14 protein-coding genes are annotated in these 16,750 nt (G+C 39.8%); all 14 read left to right on the forward strand.

The features are described from left to right. Positions 1-31: 31 nt before the first annotated feature. Complete coding sequence (gene pseB, locus OQJ75_RS07735; protein WP_265972058.1) at positions 32-1,045, forward strand: UDP-N-acetylglucosamine 4,6-dehydratase (inverting); 1,014 nt, start codon at positions 32-34, stop codon at positions 1,043-1,045. Then, the gene (pseC, locus tag OQJ75_RS07740; protein WP_265972056.1) at positions 1,042-2,217 is read left to right on the forward strand and encodes a UDP-4-amino-4,6-dideoxy-N-acetyl-beta-L-altrosamine transaminase; all 1,176 of its coding nucleotides are present in this window, start codon (positions 1,042-1,044) and stop codon (positions 2,215-2,217) included. The genes pseB and pseC overlap by 4 nt, the downstream gene beginning before the upstream one ends. Further along, a complete protein-coding gene (gene pseF, locus OQJ75_RS07745; RefSeq protein WP_265972054.1) occupies positions 2,217-2,900 on the forward strand; it encodes a pseudaminic acid cytidylyltransferase in 684 nt (227 codons plus the stop codon). The genes pseC and pseF overlap by 1 nt, the downstream gene beginning before the upstream one ends. 10 nt (positions 2,901-2,910) lie before the next feature. After that, complete coding sequence (pseG, locus tag OQJ75_RS07750; protein ID WP_265972052.1) at positions 2,911-4,410, forward strand: UDP-2,4-diacetamido-2,4,6-trideoxy-beta-L-altropyranose hydrolase; 1,500 nt, start codon at positions 2,911-2,913, stop codon at positions 4,408-4,410. A 10-nt stretch (positions 4,411-4,420) separates the two neighbouring features. Next, positions 4,421-5,473 carry a pseudaminic acid synthase gene (gene pseI, locus OQJ75_RS07755; RefSeq protein ID WP_265972051.1) on the forward strand — a complete coding sequence of 351 codons (1,053 nt, stop codon included), beginning with the start codon at positions 4,421-4,423 and terminating at the stop codon, positions 5,471-5,473. After that, the gene (locus tag OQJ75_RS07760; RefSeq protein WP_265972050.1) at positions 5,473-6,690 is read left to right on the forward strand and encodes an oligosaccharide flippase family protein; all 1,218 of its coding nucleotides are present in this window, start codon (positions 5,473-5,475) and stop codon (positions 6,688-6,690) included. The genes pseI and OQJ75_RS07760 overlap by 1 nt, the downstream gene beginning before the upstream one ends. Before the next feature lie 472 nt (positions 6,691-7,162). Then, the gene (locus tag OQJ75_RS07765; RefSeq protein WP_266067146.1) at positions 7,163-7,888 is read left to right on the forward strand and encodes a hypothetical protein; all 726 of its coding nucleotides are present in this window, start codon (positions 7,163-7,165) and stop codon (positions 7,886-7,888) included. Beyond that, positions 7,888-9,222, forward strand: a complete 1,335-nt coding sequence (locus OQJ75_RS07770; protein ID WP_265972048.1) for an O-antigen polymerase — start codon at positions 7,888-7,890, stop codon at positions 9,220-9,222. The genes OQJ75_RS07765 and OQJ75_RS07770 overlap by 1 nt, the downstream gene beginning before the upstream one ends. Before the next feature lies 1 nt (position 9,223). Then, the gene (locus OQJ75_RS07775; protein ID WP_265972047.1) at positions 9,224-10,318 is read left to right on the forward strand and encodes a hypothetical protein; all 1,095 of its coding nucleotides are present in this window, start codon (positions 9,224-9,226) and stop codon (positions 10,316-10,318) included. Further along, positions 10,315-12,456, forward strand: a complete 2,142-nt coding sequence (locus OQJ75_RS07780; RefSeq protein ID WP_265972046.1) for a bi-domain-containing oxidoreductase — start codon at positions 10,315-10,317, stop codon at positions 12,454-12,456. Before OQJ75_RS07775 ends, OQJ75_RS07780 begins: the two co-directional genes overlap by 4 nt. Next, positions 12,453-14,267, forward strand: a complete 1,815-nt coding sequence (locus tag OQJ75_RS07785) for a heparinase II/III family protein (protein WP_265972045.1) — start codon at positions 12,453-12,455, stop codon at positions 14,265-14,267. Before OQJ75_RS07780 ends, OQJ75_RS07785 begins: the two co-directional genes overlap by 4 nt. Further along, entirely contained in the window at positions 14,264-15,523 is a 1,260-nt protein-coding gene (locus OQJ75_RS07790; protein WP_265972044.1) for a glycosyltransferase family 4 protein, read from the forward strand. Before OQJ75_RS07785 ends, OQJ75_RS07790 begins: the two co-directional genes overlap by 4 nt. Then, entirely contained in the window at positions 15,507-16,115 is a 609-nt protein-coding gene (locus OQJ75_RS07795) for a sugar transferase (RefSeq protein WP_323054464.1), read from the forward strand. The genes OQJ75_RS07790 and OQJ75_RS07795 overlap by 17 nt, the downstream gene beginning before the upstream one ends. After that, positions 16,115-16,741: an acetyltransferase gene (locus OQJ75_RS07800; protein ID WP_265972042.1), complete on the forward strand. Its 627-nt coding sequence runs from the start codon at positions 16,115-16,117 to the stop codon at positions 16,739-16,741. Before OQJ75_RS07795 ends, OQJ75_RS07800 begins: the two co-directional genes overlap by 1 nt. The last annotated feature ends 9 nt before the right edge of the window (positions 16,742-16,750 follow it).

Genomic DNA, 16,750 nt, shown 5'->3' on the forward strand with positions numbered 1-16,750 from the left:
CAATGCATTAACAAATATTATTGGAATAAATATGTTAAACAACAAGACAGTATTAATTACTGGTGGCACAGGCTCATTCGGTAAACAGTTCATTAAAACAATTCTTGAGCGTTACTCTGACGTAAAAAAAATCATTATATTTTCACGCGATGAACTGAAGCAGTTTGAAATTAAGCAAAACTACCCTCAAAAAGATTACCCGCAATTACGTTTCTTCATCGGTGATGTTCGTGATCGTAATCGTATGATTCAAGCTTGTGAAGGTGTGGATGTAATTATTCATGCAGCAGCAATTAAGCAAGTAGATACTGCAGAATATAACCCTACAGAATGTATTCGAACTAACATCGATGGTGCGGAAAACGTAATCAGTGCGGCACTAGCATGTAACGTAAAAGATGTTGTTGCACTTTCTACAGACAAAGCATGTGCTCCAATCAACTTGTATGGTGCAACTAAGCTAGCCTCGGATAAGTTGTTTGCAGCTGCGAACAATATTAAAGGTTCTAAAGATATTCGTTTCAGTGTTGTTCGCTACGGTAACGTAATGGGCTCTCGTGGTTCGGTTATCCCATTCTTTATGCAGAAAAAAGAAGAAGGCTTACTGCCTATTACGCATGAAGAAATGACACGTTTTAATATTTCTCTGCAAGATGGCGTGAACATGGTGATGTACGCTCTTGAGCACCATTTAGGTGGTGAAATCTTCATCCCTAAAATTCCATCTTACAAGATTCTAGATATCGCAGAAGCTGTTGCTCCAGGTGTTCCAACTAAAGTTGTTGGTATTCGTCCAGGTGAAAAACTTCATGAAGAAATGATCACGGATACCGACTCTCTTAATACGATTGATCTTGGTCGTTACTATGCAATTCTACCTTCAGTATCTTTCACTTACACAGAAACTGAATATATGGACCACCATAAAGCAGAGAAAGTCCCTTTTGGCTTTAAATACAACTCAGGCACTAATACTGAGTGGGAAACGATCGAAGGTCTACGTGACCTAATCAAAGAACATGTTGATCCTAAATTTACAGTGTGAGTAAAAAAGTGATTCCATACGGCAAGCAAGATATCACTCAGCAAGACATCGATAGTGTAGTTGCTGTCCTTAAGTCTGATTTTTTAACGCAAGGTCCACAAGTACCTGCGTTTGAAAAAGCGCTAACAGAACATACTGGATCTCAGTATGCGTTAGCAGTAAATAGTGCAACATCCGCTCTGCATATTGCTTGCCTAGCTTTGGGCTTAGGCGAGGGTGACTGGTTGTGGACAACACCAGTCACTTTTGTAGCATCTGCAAACTGTGGTCTTTACTGTGGTGCTAAAGTTGATTTCGTTGATATTGATTCTGCGACTTACAATATGTGCCCTGAAAAGTTAGAGCAGAAGCTAATCACGGCTAAAGCAAATGGAACACTACCAAAGGTTGTCGTTCCAGTTCATTTGTGTGGTCAGCCTTGTGACATGGCATCTATTGCTAAATTAGCTAAAGAGTACGGCTTTAAAGTCATTGAAGACGCTTCTCATGCTATTGGTGGTAAATATCATGATCAGCCAATTGGTAACTGTGAGCATTCTGATATCACCGTTTTCAGTTTTCACCCGGTGAAGATTGTGACGACAGCGGAAGGTGGCGCGGCGTTAACCAACCAGAAAGAACTGGCTGATAAAATGGCATTGTTGCGTAGTCATGGCATCACTCGTGATCCTGAAATGATGACGGAAGCTTCTCATGGTGGTTGGTATTACCAACAGGTTGATTTAGGCTTTAACTACCGAATGACTGAGCTTCAAGCTGCACTGGGTGTGACTCAGATGCAAAGACTTGATGAATTTGTTGCAGCGCGCCACGTACTGTCTGAACGTTATAACCAATTATTGTCAGAATTGCCGTTAGTACTTCCGTATCAGTTGGAAAATACGTATTCAGGTCTACATTTATTCGTAATACGCTTGAAGCTGGATGAAATATCGTTAACACATAAGCAGGTTTTTGATGCATTACGTGAAAACGGTATTGGTGTTAATTTGCACTATATTCCGGTTCATACTCAGCCATACTACCAAGCTATGGGATTTTCGGATGGCGATTTCCCGGAATCAGAACGCTATTACCAAGAAGCGATATCACTTCCAATGTTCCACGGTATGACCGAAGAACAACAAGATACAGTTGTTCGTGTAGTAACTGACGTATTGACAGGTAAATAATGAAAATTGCAATTATCCCTGCACGTGGTGGCAGTAAACGCATTCCTCGTAAAAACATTAAGCCTTTTCATGGTAAGCCTATGATTGCTTACTCTATTGAAGCTGCCGTTTCTTCGGGTTGCTTTGATAAGGTCATTGTTTCTACGGATGATGCAGAGATCGCTGAGGTTGCTGAGCAGTATGGTGCAGAGGTGCCTTTTTTACGTCCTGCTAACATATCTGATGATTATGCAACGACAATGGATGTGATGCATCACGCCATTACTTGGTGCATGGATAATGGCTGGACTGTAGACGCGGTTTGTTGTTTGTACGCGACGGCTCCCTTTGTCACACCGGAATATCTTAAACAGGGTTTCGATAAGTTAAATAAAGGCTTATTTGAGTTTGTTTTTAGTGCTGCGACTTTTCCATTTCCGATTCAAAGAGCGATCAAAATTTCATCAGGAGGAGCGGTGTCAATGTTTTCTCCTGAAAATGAACAAGTCCGCTCTCAAGATCTAGAAGAAGCCTATCATGATGCTGGTCAATTCTATTGGGGAAAGACCGATGCATTTTTAGAGAAAAAAGCAATATTCGCAGATCATTCTAGTGTCGTTCTGTTACCTAGAAGTCGAGTTCAAGATATTGATACTAATGAAGATTGGGATCTGGCTGAGGCATTATACTCAGCTTTAAAATAATTAGGTTTTTATGAGAGTTATCTTTAGAGCGGATGCTTCAGTTTGGGTTGGTAGTGGTCATATCATGCGCTGTTTAGTACTTGCAGATGCATTGGAAAACCTCGGTCATTCAATCTCTTTTGCATGTTTGCCACAGCCAGGCGACATGATTTCATACATTGAAGAGCGTGGCTTTCAGGTAATAAAGTTAAATCCGCCTAAGGAGCCTAGTGAGCCTAAGCATGATGCTGATTATGAGGCTTGGCTGCAAAGACCAAATTCTGAGGATGCGCTAGACTTTATCCAAATGGTAGGCAGTGCTGATTTAGTGGTAACGGATCATTATGCTATTAGCAACAAATGGCAACAGCTTGTTAGGCAATCAATGAGCTGCTTTTTAGTCGCTATTGATGACTTGGTTCGAGAGCATGATGCTGATTTAATTGTCGATCAAACTCTTGGACGTAAGCCTGTTGAATACTCAGGTTCTGCTCGAGCTTTAGTGGGAAGTGAGTATGCGATATTAGCTCCAAGGTTTGCTTCATTGAGAGAACTCGCTTACATGCGGGTGCTCCCTGAGACTAGACCGAAAGTTCTCATATCTATGGGGGGAATAGACAACCCCAATGCAACTTTAAATTCATTGAAAAGCCTTGTTGGTAAAATCTGTGCTGATTTTACGGTGTTGTTAAGCCCTAGAGCACCACACTACCAGCAGGTTAAGTCATGGTGCGACTTACACGTTAATGTTCAACATCAAGATTTTGAAGCCGACATGGCAGATTTAATGCTTAAACATGATTTAGCGATTGGAGCTCCAGGAACGACAAGTTGGGAACGAGCTTGTCTTGGCTTACCCAGTATATTAATACCATTAGCCGATAACCAAAAAACGATTTGCGCTCAATTACTTCAACATAAAGCCATTATGAAAGTGTCTTTGGAAGATATTGAATCTCAGCTATTAGTGACCTATCAACAGGCAATGAGTCAATGGCATGAGTTGTTTATGTCGAATCTAAAATTATGTGATGGCTTAGGGACTCGAAGGTTAGTCCTAGAAATTCAGCAGCTTATTGAACCAAGTGAACATTCAAATTTGCAGCTTGTATTTGCAACTCATGAGGACATCAAAACCGTTTATAATTGGCAATGCCACCCTAAAACTCGTGAATTTGCATTGAATACTGATATTCCTACATGGGAAGGTCACCAAAGCTGGATGAAGCGAAAGCTAGCTACAACCACTGACTTTTTTTATCTTGTTGAAGAAAAGGCAACAGGGAAAAAATTAGGTGTATTACGATTAGATAAAATTGAACCTAAAAATTATCTAGTATCAATCTTTGTTGCCCCTGAAGCTTATGGTTTAGGAGTCGCAACTGCTGCATTAAAAATGGCTGATGTCATACACCCAGAACTGACATTACATGCCACTGTATTAGAATGTAATAAAGCTTCTCAGAAGCTGTTCAAAAAAGCGAACTATACACAGCAAAATCCTGAGACGTTTATTCGTAACCCAATTTAATGAGATTCTGATGAAAGCATATATTTCAATTGACGGTAGAAAAATAGGTCCTGACTACGCTCCTTACATTATTGCTGAATTATCGGCAAATCATAATGGTGACATTAATCGCGCTTTTCAGATCATGGAAGAAGCGAAGAAATCAGGTGCAGATGCAATTAAGCTACAAACTTATACCCATGAAACCATTACTATGGATAGCGATAGTGAAGAGTTTCAAATTCATGGTGGCTTATGGGATGGGCAGACTCTTTATAATCTTTATAAAGGTGCGCATATGCCATGGGAGTGGCATAAACCGTTATTTGAAAAGGCAAAAGAACTTGGGATTACTATTTTTAGTTCTCCTTTCGATTTTACTGCTGTTGATTTATTAGAGTCACTGGGTGCCCCAGCTTATAAGATCGCTTCTTTTGAAGTAATTGATTTGCCGTTGATCAAGCGCGTAGCTCAAACGGGTAAGCCGATGATTATTTCAACGGGAATGGCTAACGAAGAAGAAATTGCAGAAGCAATTAAAACGGCGAGAGATAATGGTTGTAAAGAGTTAGTTGTGTTGCATTGTGTGAGTGGTTATCCAGCCCCTGCGGACCAATATAACTTGAAGACGATTGCTGATATTGCTGAGCGTTTTGATGTTTTATCTGGTCTTTCTGATCACACGATTGATAATGCTACTGCCGTTGCATCTGTGACGTTAGGTGCGTGCTTGATAGAGAAACACGTGACTATGGATCGAAACGGAGGCGGAGCTGATGATAGTTTTTCTCTAGAACCTCATGAGCTTACTGCGCTTTGTAAAGACACAAAAACAGCATGGCAAGCAATGGGTCAAGTGAACTACGACAGAACGGAAGCTGAAAAAGGAAACGTCAAATTTCGTCGTTCTTTGTACGTAGTCAAAGACGTAAAAGCGGGTGAAATACTTACGGAAGATAATGTTCGAAGTATTAGACCCGGTTTTGGATTGGCACCGAAGTACTATGAGGAAGTGCTAGGTAAATTTGCAAGTACTGATTTGAAAAATGGTACAGCTCTCACTTGGGACTGTATTGGGAAATAATGAAAATTATTAAAGATAGTATTGTCTATGTCTCAGGTGAAGTACTAACAAAACTAATTCCCTTTTTGATGTTACCTTACTTAACAAGAGAACTGGGACCTAGTCAGTTTGGAGAGTTAGCAAACACACTTGCCTATGTTGCTATGGTATCGATATTCGTAGGTCTCAGCCAAGAGGGAGCATTAGCAAGATATTATTACAGGTATGGCTTTAAAGCGATTCACTTAGTGTATGTGTCGTGTGTGGTTTATTCTTTGGGTGCTGTCTTTACTATATCTTTATTTATTTATTTGTTTAGTTTTGACGACGAAGTTTCGTTGTTTATCTTGTTGCTTTCATTGTCACAAACATTATTAACATCGCAGTTATCTTTGAAGCAAGTACAAAAAAAACCTAAAGATTATGTTTTTATTCAAGTAACCTGCTCCTTAGCATCTGTAATATTAACAATCACCTTTTTTGAACTGTTCGGCTCTACTTATGAATTGAGATTACTTAGTGTTATACTTGCTAATCTATTATCATTGTGCGTAGGTACATATCTGAATAGTAGTGTGTTCTTTCGAGGGAGATCTATAAATATAAAAACATTAAAGAAAACTAATAAATATATAGTTTTTTATGGGGCCCCCTTATTAGTGCACAAAGTTAGTTTTTTTGTTAAGGGAAATGTGGATAAGATTGTTGTTTTTAATTATTTTTCTGCGGAAGAGTTAGGGAGCTATTCAGCCGCTTTTCAATTGTCAAGTGTGGTCATGATTGTGTTGGCATCCATGAACAAAGCATTAGTTCCATATTATTATGAAGCATTAAAGTCCGGAAGCCTAAATGCTAATAGAATTAAGAGTTTTGCTTTTAAATGCTATCCCTTAATAGCTCTGGTTTCATTGCCTTTCTTTTTTATTCCCGATGAAGTATACATTTTCGTTCTTGGAAAGGGGTATGATAATGTTGCTCAGTATGTTGGCGTCTTTGTGCTAGGATTCGCGTTACAGATACCATACTACTTAACAGTTAATTTTTATTTTTATCACGCAAAAACAGTAACGATTTCAAAAATTACATTTTTCTCATCTTTTTTATATATATTGAGTCTGTTTTTTTTCTCTAGGTTATCTATAGCATATATTCCTTACGCACTAGTAATTGCTAATTTATCCTCGTCAATTTTTCTGATTATTCTTTTAAATAGAAGCAAAAATGAAAAAGTTCTTTAGTAAATTTTTATTTGAACCAAATGAAATAAGATTTAACACTGATTATGTTTTACTTCGGTCTGGTCGGAATCATGTGTTAATGATTTTTTTGAAATCTATGCTCCAGTTTATTTATACTATTAGGAGATTGGGCTATGGTTTTGATTATCATAGTGAGGCAGACATATGTTTTTTTTCGTCCTCACAAAATCAAGACTACGCCCTTCGGCATCTCAAAGAAATGGCAAGCACCTATATACACGTCAAGAGTGATGAAAAATCAATTGATGGAAATTACTATCCATGGAGATTGACATTCCTCGTTTCACTTTTAACTTTGCCAATTACTTTACCACTTTACTTGCTGTTCACACTTAACGAAACTAGGAGTTTGAGAGTTTTTTCTTATTCAGTAGATGAATTTTTACGAACACCCGGGTATGTCGCCTCATCCCTATTAATTTTGATGTCGATTAAGCCCAAGGTGGTTATTATGTCAAATGATCATAATACAATTAATCGATCTTTGTGTATTGTTGCTAACTGTATGAATATAAAAACTGTCTACGTACAGCACTCTCCCGTGAATCAATATTTCCCACGCATGATATTTAGATACGCTTTTGTTGATGGGACGGAGTCAGAAATGGTGTACAAAAAAAATGATAATGATAGAACACACTATATTAAGCTAGGAGCTTTGAGATACGTTGAGCTTTATCCATTAAAAAAAATCGAGAGAAAGGGCGTTCGTGTGTTGGTTTGTGTTAACAAACTTGATGATGTTGAAGTAGTTAACTCCTATCTCAATACATTTGTTAAATCAGAGATTGACTTTAAAGTTAGATTACATCCAGCAATGAAAAGTGATAAAGCCCAAAACTTAGAACTTAGGCCATTAAGTGAGTGTTTGGTTGAGTATAAATATGTTCTTGCAGGCGACTCTGGTGTATTGGTTGATGCAGTTGTCGCAGGTTCTATAGCTTTATATGCTGTAGATATGTCTACATTGGATGATATATATGGGTATGCACGAAACCAAATTGCTAAGGAAGTATCAACGCGTTCTATAGTTGACTTAATTAATGAAGAGCAAGTGTCGCCTGAAAAACAACTTAAGTACTGTACGTTTTATGATGCATCATGTGATTGTGTAGAATCTTCGAAATTAATATCCTCTTATAGAACCGAACTTGAAAAGATTTGGTGTGTTTACTAATGGCGGGAATTCTAGCTTTAATTGTTGCTTTTCTTTATGTGAAGTTCATTCTCGGAATTGATGGGGTTAATGGCATTAAAAGAATATTCTATCCGGCAGATTTTTTTGCTTTATTTTATGTTCTTTTTTTTCTACTACCTTATGGCGTGTTTTGGTTTTTTAGAGATGCGTTAAGCTATCGTTATGTAACTGAAGCATATTCTGACACTACATGGGTTTTATCGTTAATTTATTCATTGTTGTTTGTTACCCTTACGTACAGTATATCAAGAGTAACTTATAACAGGAGTGACTTTATTTATTCTCTGTCAAGGCTGTCTTATAATTCTGATAGTGGATTTTTTTACAAAGTGTTATTCATTTTTTTGCCATTAATTTCGATAGCTTTTTGTCTTTATAATTTCGGGGGGGCTAATTACCAAGATTATAGTATTAATAGGACTAAAGAGCGTAGTGGGTTAGGTTATATTCTGATGCCCATATACTGGGGTGGTGTAGGCATAGTCGTTTATTGGATGAGGTATATTTTCGATAAAAAATATAATGTCTTTAGGGTTTTATCTCTGTTAGCTCTAGTGGCTGGTTATACTGCTTTTAATCTTTATATGGGGAGTAAGTCTAAGGGATTAGTCGTTTTGGTTTGGATTGTTCTCTGTTGGTTTTTACTATATTCATCAAAGAAAGCTATTAAGATAAAAAGTATAGTATTAATTTCAATTTTTATTTTTTCTATCGGTTATGTAGGATTGAAGTTTGGTGATATTAGAGAGGTCTTAACAAAAGATATCGAGGTGTCTTCAGTTGAGAGTCGGACTGAGATAGGTAGTTTGTTTTCGAAGTTCAATGCATTTGGTTCAATAGAAAATACCATGTGGTTGATTGAGAATAAGGAAAGCCAAGATATCACTTTGGGGAGTACTTTTTATACGGTCGCAGTTGGTTGGGTTCCAAGATCAGTATGGCCAGAGAAGCCCGTAGGTGGAGGTCCTACATTGAGAAATCTTATCCACCCTGGTTCATATGATATAGTGAACGGCTTTCAATTGAGCTCCTATTCTCCGGGTATAATTTCAGAGTCCTATATTAATTTTGGTTTTTTTGGTTTTATTATTGTCGGCGTTCCATTTGGGATTTTTCTATCATTCTTTGCTAAATTGCTTTCATTCATACGCAAAGACTATTCTTTAGTTACGTGGGTTGTATGTTTATATGCGATAGGTTATATGATGACAGGTGAAGTGTTTGGAACATTTGCTCGAATATTTCAGTTTATTTTACCATTGATCATTTTGTCACTATTTCATTCTTTTTTTAATAAAACTTTCAAGGTATGACGTGAAAATTAATATTATAGCCCCTGTCCCTAGTTTGAGTAGAAGGACTCGTTTATATAAGTTGGCTCAAAACCTTCTGGGTAATAACTTAAAACTGTCACACTTTTATTGGTCACGTAGTGTAAACGATTCAAGAGAAGATTTTCTCGAAAGTATTGATAAAATTGAAGGCCTTAATGGAGGTGGAAGCAAAGTCGCGATTCGAATGAAATATTTTATTTGGATGTTAAACGTATTTATTCATGCGATTAGGTTACCTAATAAATCAGTTGTTTGGGCGTTAGGATTTGAAAGTGCATTTCCCTGTGTCATCGCATCGATAGTCAAGAAGCATAGAGTTGTCTATGATGATGCTGATCGTTTTTCAATGTTGTTCCCTTTTCCAAAAATGATTAGAAAAATATTAGAAAGACTCGAACTATACACTAGTAATAAGTGTTTGGTTCATGTCGTCCCGACACCCGATAGGTATAGTTCGAAATTTACTAATATATTTGTCTTGCCTAATGTTCCTTCGGACAGAGAAATAATAGAATCGTATGGCTTGGCTAAAAATAGGAGTAGGCCTGATGCGTCTGTAGTCGTTTATTACAACGGTTGGATTGGTGAAAATCGTGGTTTAACTAACCTTGTTCGATTGAGAAAGGAACTAAGCCCTTCAGAGTTGCATATTATCGTCGCTGGTAGGGTCGATGGTGATTTAGCTAAATCTTTTATCGATATGGATGGTGTTAATTATATTGGTGAAGTAAGTCAAAAAGAGTGCTTGTCCTACTATTACCTTTCAGATTACATTTATACATATTATGACCCTAGTCTAGAGATAAATAGATATGCAATGTCAAACAAATGGGGGGATGCATTATTTACAAATACAGCGATTATTGTAAATAACGAAGTTGAATACTCTGATGTTTTAATTGAATCTGGCCTTGGCGTTTCATTTGATTATCATGATTTCGATGCACTGAAAAAATTTATTCTCTTTGGTTCTTTCAAAGTTGATGGCAACTTAGTTAAGAATCATAAAAATTGGCAAACTTACGATGCTTATATTGATAAGCTTATTATGAATTATAATTTGGCTAAAAAATGAAACAAATACTTCAAGACATGGCTAAAGGTGGCTCCAACCTCGTTGATGCCCCTGCCCCAAAAGCGACGCGTGGTAATATTTTAATTGATACATCAATCTCGCTTATTTCCGCAGGTACTGAGCGAATGCTGGTAGATTTTGGCAAAGCAAGTTTATTAGATAAAGCACGTAAGCAACCAGACAAAGTGAAAATGGTACTTGAGAAAGTACAAACTGATGGTTTGATGACAACGGTTGAAGCTGTTCAGTCTAAATTGGCTCAACCATTACCGCTTGGTTATTGTAATGTTGGTGTCGTAAATCAAGTAGGTGCTGGTGTTGCGGGCTTTAAAGAAGGCGATCGTGTTGTTTCTAACGGTCCTCATGCTGATGTGGTTCGAGTACCTAAAAACTTGTGCGCACTTATTCCAGATAACGTTTCAGATGAAGAAGCATCTTTTACCGTTGTTGCTAGTATCGGTTTACAAGGTATTCGTTTAGCAGAACCTACGTTGGGTGAAGCGTTTGTTGTTACTGGCGTTGGTCTTATTGGATTGTTAACCGTGCAGCTCCTACGTGCGCAAGGCTGCCGTGTTCTTGCTATTGATTTTGACGACGCTAAACTTGAGCTTGCAAAAGAGTTTGGCGCTGAAGTTTGTAACCCTGGTAAAGGTGAAGATCCTGTTGCTGCTGGAATGGCGTTTAGTCGTGGTAACGGTGTAGATGGTGTCATCATAACAGCATCTACAAAGTCTAATGATCCGGTTACACAAGCAGCGCGTATGTCGCGTAAACGTGGTCGGATTATCTTGGTGGGTGTGACGGGTCTTGAATTAAACCGTGCAGACTTTTACGAAAAAGAGCTTAACTTCCAAGTTTCTTGTTCATATGGTCCTGGTCGTTATGACCCAGATTATGAAGACAATGGCAATGATTACCCACTAGCTTTTGTTCGCTGGACTGAGCAACGTAACTTTGAAGCTATTTTGGATATGATGTCATCTGGCCAGGTTGATGTTAAACCGCTTATTACACATCGATTCAAGTTTGAAGATGCTCCTAAAGCTTATGATTTGTTAACCTCTGATAAATCAGCATTAGGTATTTTGCTGCAATACCAAAGTGAAATTAACACAAGGCATCAGTCGACGGTTGAGCTTGATACAACAGCGACATTTGAAGCGAATAAGCCCGTTGTCGGGTTTGTTGGCGCTGGTAACTATGCATCTCGCATGCTTATCCCTGCCTTTAAAGAAAGTGGTGCACAGTTACATACCATTGCGACATCTGGCGGTATTAACGGCGTAACGCACGGTGAAAAAACGGGCTTTGCTAAAACCACTACTGACACAACTGCGATGATTAATGATTCTGAGATCAATACCATTGCCATTGTTACCCGTCATAATAGCCATGCTAAGTTTGTATGTGATGCATTAAATGCGGGTAAAAACGTTTTTGTTGAAAAGCCATTAGCTATCACTCTAGAAGAGCTCGCACAGGTAGAGGCAGCGTATTATTCTGTTGCAAACCAAACAGCGGCGCCAAAGTTGATGGTTGGTTTCAACCGCCGCTTCTCTCCTCAAGTTCAAAAAATGAAAGAATTGCTGTCATCCGTTAAAGAACCAAAGAGCTTTATGATGACCATGAATGCAGGGGCGATTCCCGCAGAACACTGGACACAAGATAATGAGGTCGGTGGTGGTCGTATTATTGGTGAAGCTTGTCATTTCATTGACTTAATGCGCTTCCTTGCAGGCTCAGAAATTACATCAGTTCAGTGTCGCCGAATGGGTGATGTTGATAGCGTTGATATCACGGAAGATAAGGCTGCTATTATTCTTGGTTTTGCTGATGGTTCTTTTGGCACTATCCAGTATTTAGCCAATGGCGCGGCCAGTTTCCCGAAAGAGCGTGTCGAAGTTTTCGCTGCAGGCCGTGTTTTACAGCTAGATAACTTCCGTAAACTTAAAGGTTTTGGCTGGCCTGGATTCAAGAAAATGAATCTTTGGAAGCAGGATAAAGGTCAAACACCGTGTTCTGCAGCTTTCCTTGAATCGATTGAGAAGGGCACAGAAGCGCCGATTACAGCACGCGAGCTGTTTGAAGTGGCTAAAGTAACCATTGAAATTGCTGAGCAGTTACGAAATCAACGATGAGCCTTAAACTAAAAGCGCAAACAGCAAAAGATCTGGGAGTTTTCAACTTAGCTCGAGTTGCTATCTATCAAATCGGTATCCGCAGTGGATTGAACCCTGTTAAGCGTCTTTCTCAAGCCCCTATCTCGGGGCTTTTGTTCCGCTCAACAACGTCTTTAAATCGTAGTGAATTTCCAGAGCAATACAAGCTGTCTCCATTTGGTTGGTTACCAAAATTGTCTGCGAGTGAACTGAGATGGGATAAGAGTGTATTAACTGAGCATCGCTTCTCCGCGATGAATAAACCTTGGTTTTGCTTGACTGACTTTGACTCCAATGTCGGTGATATCAAAGGGATTTGGGAGGCATCTAGATTTGATTGGGCTCTTGGTCTTGCGAGAGACTACCTTGCAGGTAGAGATGCTGCTTTAGAAGAACTTAACACTACCGCTAGAAGTTGGATGGATCAGAATGCGCCTTATTTGGGGCCAAACTGGAAGTGCGGACAAGAAGCTTCAATACGGGTCATGCACTTAGCATTTTCCGCTAAACTGCTTAATCAAGTTCAGAAGCCTGAACCAGCACTTTTGGCATTGATAAAAGCACATCTACAACGAATCGCGCCAACGATCTCTTATGCTGTAGCGCAAGATAATAATCATGGTACATCTGAGGCTGCAGCATTGTTTATTGGTGGGAGTTGGTTGGTTGTTAATGGGGATAAAAGTGGCGCTTGTTGGCAAAAACAGGGGCGTAAGTGGCTAGAGAATAGGGCGAAAAATCTTGTCGCTAAAGATGGAACATTCAGTCAATACTCAGTGAACTACCACAGAGTTATGCTAGATACCTATTCAATGGCAGAGCTTTGGCGTAGAGAGCTAGAACTAAGCCCATTTACTCGAGGATTAACCGAGAAAATAGGTCTTGCGACTCAATGGCTTTACCAGTTAATTGAACCATCAACTGGCGATGCCCCTAACCTTGGCCACAATGATGGTGCTCGCTTATTGCAGCTCTCGAGTAGCGATTATCGAGATTTCCGACCATCTGTTCAGTTAGCCGCTGCCATCTTCCTTCAAGCAGCAGCTTGGCAAAAGAAAGGTGAGTATGATGAGGCGCTTTCTTTATTGCAGATTAAAAAACCAGAGAAAATCCTATCTAAGCCTACTTCGTTTCATTTTCAACACGGCGGCTATATTGGGTTGAGAAATCCGGCTGGTGCATTTGCCTTATTCAACTACCCTAAGTTTCGATTTAGGCCTGCACAAAACGACGCGCTTCACGTTGACCTTTGGTTAGATGGTATCAATCTACTACGCGACGGTGGCACGTTCAGCTACAACGCTGGGCAAGACTATATTGATTACTATGGCGGAACACAAAGTCACAACACCATTCAATTTGACTGCAACGAGCAAATGCCAAGGCTTAGTCGCTTTCTGTTAGGTGCTTGGTTGAAAGCAAAGGATGTCAGTTTCGATGAGCACCAGTTAACAGGGCAAGCGGGTTACCGAGACTATTTGGGGTGTGAGCATCAACGGCACATATCCCTTACGGAAAGTTCCCTTACTGTAAAAGACCAAGTGCAAGGCATTGAAAGTAAAGCAACCCTTCGATGGCGACTAAGCCCTGATAATTGGGTGGTGCAAGGTCGTAAGGTTACGAATGGCAATCACGAGATCAAAATCGATAGCGATGTAAAGATTGACCGTTTAGAAATTGTAGAAGGCAGAGAGTCCCGTTATTACTACCAAGAAACTTCTATCCCCGTTCTTGAGGTAGAGATTTCGTCAGATGGCAACATTACAACAGAGTACCAATTTCACTCATGAATATTCTTTATTTTCATCAACACTTCTCGACACCAAAAGGTTCGACTGGAATACGCTCCTATGAAATGGCTAAGCGCCTGATCCATCACGGGCATAATGTTACTATGGTTTGTGGTACTTACGGTGGAGGCGAAACTGGCCTAGATTCTGTGTTTACCGCGGGTAAACGCGAAGGTATTGTTGATGGTATTCGCATCATAGAATTTGATTTGGCTTATTCAAACTCAGATGGTTTTTTAAAACGCAGCATGACGTTTGTTAAGTTTGCCTTGAAAAGTATTGGCCTGGCCTTTACTGAAAAATATGATGTACTTTTTGCTACCACAACACCTCTTACAGCCGGAATTCCAGGTATATTTGCTCGCTGGTTACGTGGAAAGCCATTTGTTTTTGAAGTGCGAGATTTATGGCCAGAGTTACCCAAAGAGATGGGGGTAATCAAAAACCCTATCATTCTGGGGCTGATGTCTTTCTTAGAGTGGGCATCTTACCGTAGCGCGCATCGTTGTATTGGTTTGTCTCCTGGTATTGTTGAGGGTATTAAAAAACGCGGCGTTGATGTAAGCAAAATAACTATGGTGCCTAATGGCTGTGATTTATCTATCTTTAGCCAACCAAGCGAACTTTGGCGTCCTGAGGGAGTTAAAGATAACGACCTGATGGCCATATTTACAGGGACTCATGGAATGGCAAATGGTCTCAACGCTGTTTTAGATACGGCTGTCGAGCTCCGAAAACGGGGCCGAGAAGACATTAAACTAGTTTTAGTTGGGCAAGGTAAATTAAAGCCTGAACTAGAGAAACGAGCGTCAGCGTTAACATTAGATAATGTCGTGTTTCACCCGCCGGTAAATAAAGAAAAACTGTCTGGTTTAATGGGAAGCGCAGACGTAGGTATGCAATTATTAGCGAATATTCCAGCCTTTTATTACGGGACATCGCCCAACAAGTTTTTTGACTACATATCGGCAGGGTTACCCGTTATCAATAATTACCCTGGTTGGTTAGCGGGAATGATTGAGCAAACCCAATGTGGATTTTCTGTTCAGCCGGAGGATCCTAAAGCGTTTGCTAACGCACTAGAAAATGCGGCAGACCAAAGGGAAGCTTTAGCTAAAATGGGAACGAATGCGCGCCAACTTGCTGAAAGTAAGTTTGACCGCTCTCTATTGGCGGATAAATGGGTAGCTTGGGTGACTGGTATTAATTCAACTGAGGCAACTTCTTCTGAGGTAAATGATGAAAAGGTTGATTGATTTTATCGCGTCTCTTATTGCACTTATTCTGTTATCTCCCATCATTGTTTTAGTGGCTTGGAAGATTCGTAAAAACCTTGGGTCTCCAGTTCTGTTTCGTCAAACTCGCCCAGGGTTGAACGGAAAGCTATTTGAAATGGTGAAGTTTCGCAGCATGAAAGATGCGGTTGATGCCAAGGGTAATCAACTACCTGACGACGAACGTATGACGCCATTTGGTGATAAGTTACGTTCAAGTAGCCTAGATGAGTTACCAGGTCTTTGGAACGTTTTGAAGGGAGACATGAGTTTAGTCGGCCCTCGTCCTTTGTTGGTGCAGTATCTTCCCCTTTATAACAAAGAGCAAGCTCGCCGCCATGACGTTCGCCCTGGGATAACGGGATGGGCGCAAATTAACGGGCGCAATGCGATTAGCTGGGAAGAAAAGTTCGAATTAGACGTTTGGTATGTGGACAACAGAACTTTTTGGCTAGATGTTAAAGTTTTATTTCTAACGGTAAAAAAAGTCTTCGTTAAAGAGGGCATATCAGCAGATGGACACGTTACCATCGAACCTTTTACGGGGTCACAGCATCAAGGTAATAACCAATAATGAAAAGCTGCGCCATTTTAGGAGCCAGTGGACATGGAAAAGTAATAGCTGAGATAGCTGAGCTTAATGGTTATCAGAATATTGTCTTTTTTGATGATCGTTGGCCAAGCTTAAAATCCGTCGAACACTGGTCGGTGTTTGGTGATACAAGTACGCTTACCTCTACCGTGAAAGAATATGATCTTGTTGTTGTCGCGATTGGTCACAATGCGATTCGCTGTGGTAAACAATACGAGTTAAGCCAAGCGGGAGCGACCTTTGGTGTACTTGTTCACCCCAGTGCAGTAATAAGTAAATACGCCAGCATCAATGCAGGAACTGTTGTGATGGCGAATGCGGTCGTTAACCCTTTTAGTCATATTGGTGTGAGCTGTATTATTAATACTGGCTCTACTGTTGACCATGATTGCAAGCTCGATGAAGGCGTACACATTAGCCCGGGTGTAAACTTGGCCGGTGGCGTTGAAGTAGGTAAAAACACTTGGATAGGAATCGGTAGCCAAGTTAAACAGCTTGTTGTTATTGGGTGTGATTCAGTCGTTGGGGCTGGTTCAACCGTTGTCAATAATGTTCCAAATTTTAAAACAGTCGTGGGCTCTCCGGCTCATGAGCTTATCAAATCATAATAATTAAAA

The organism is Vibrio sp. 14G-20 (assembly GCF_026241515.1).
Classification (GTDB): Bacteria; Pseudomonadota; Gammaproteobacteria; order Enterobacterales; family Vibrionaceae; genus Vibrio.

What these genes read in the sequence shown, in the direction of transcription:
- OQJ75_RS07800 (WP_265972042.1), top strand. Translation starts at nt 16,115, where the DNA reads ATGAAAAGCTGCGCCATTTTAGGAGCCAGTGGACATGGAAAAGTAATA.
- pseB (WP_265972058.1), top strand. Translation starts at nt 32, where the DNA reads ATGTTAAACAACAAGACAGTATTAATTACTGGTGGCACAGGCTCATTC.
- OQJ75_RS07770 (WP_265972048.1), top strand. Translation starts at nt 7,888, where the DNA reads ATGGCGGGAATTCTAGCTTTAATTGTTGCTTTTCTTTATGTGAAGTTC.
- OQJ75_RS07780 (WP_265972046.1), top strand. Translation starts at nt 10,315, where the DNA reads ATGAAACAAATACTTCAAGACATGGCTAAAGGTGGCTCCAACCTCGTT.
- pseF (WP_265972054.1), top strand. Translation starts at nt 2,217, where the DNA reads ATGAAAATTGCAATTATCCCTGCACGTGGTGGCAGTAAACGCATTCCT.
- OQJ75_RS07795 (WP_323054464.1), top strand. Translation starts at nt 15,507, where the DNA reads ATGAAAAGGTTGATTGATTTTATCGCGTCTCTTATTGCACTTATTCTG.
- pseG (WP_265972052.1), top strand. Translation starts at nt 2,911, where the DNA reads ATGAGAGTTATCTTTAGAGCGGATGCTTCAGTTTGGGTTGGTAGTGGT.
- OQJ75_RS07790 (WP_265972044.1), top strand. Translation starts at nt 14,264, where the DNA reads ATGAATATTCTTTATTTTCATCAACACTTCTCGACACCAAAAGGTTCG.
- OQJ75_RS07785 (WP_265972045.1), top strand. Translation starts at nt 12,453, where the DNA reads ATGAGCCTTAAACTAAAAGCGCAAACAGCAAAAGATCTGGGAGTTTTC.
- pseI (WP_265972051.1), top strand. Translation starts at nt 4,421, where the DNA reads ATGAAAGCATATATTTCAATTGACGGTAGAAAAATAGGTCCTGACTAC.
- OQJ75_RS07765 (WP_266067146.1), top strand. Translation starts at nt 7,163, where the DNA reads ATGTCAAATGATCATAATACAATTAATCGATCTTTGTGTATTGTTGCT.
- OQJ75_RS07760 (WP_265972050.1), top strand. Translation starts at nt 5,473, where the DNA reads ATGAAAATTATTAAAGATAGTATTGTCTATGTCTCAGGTGAAGTACTA.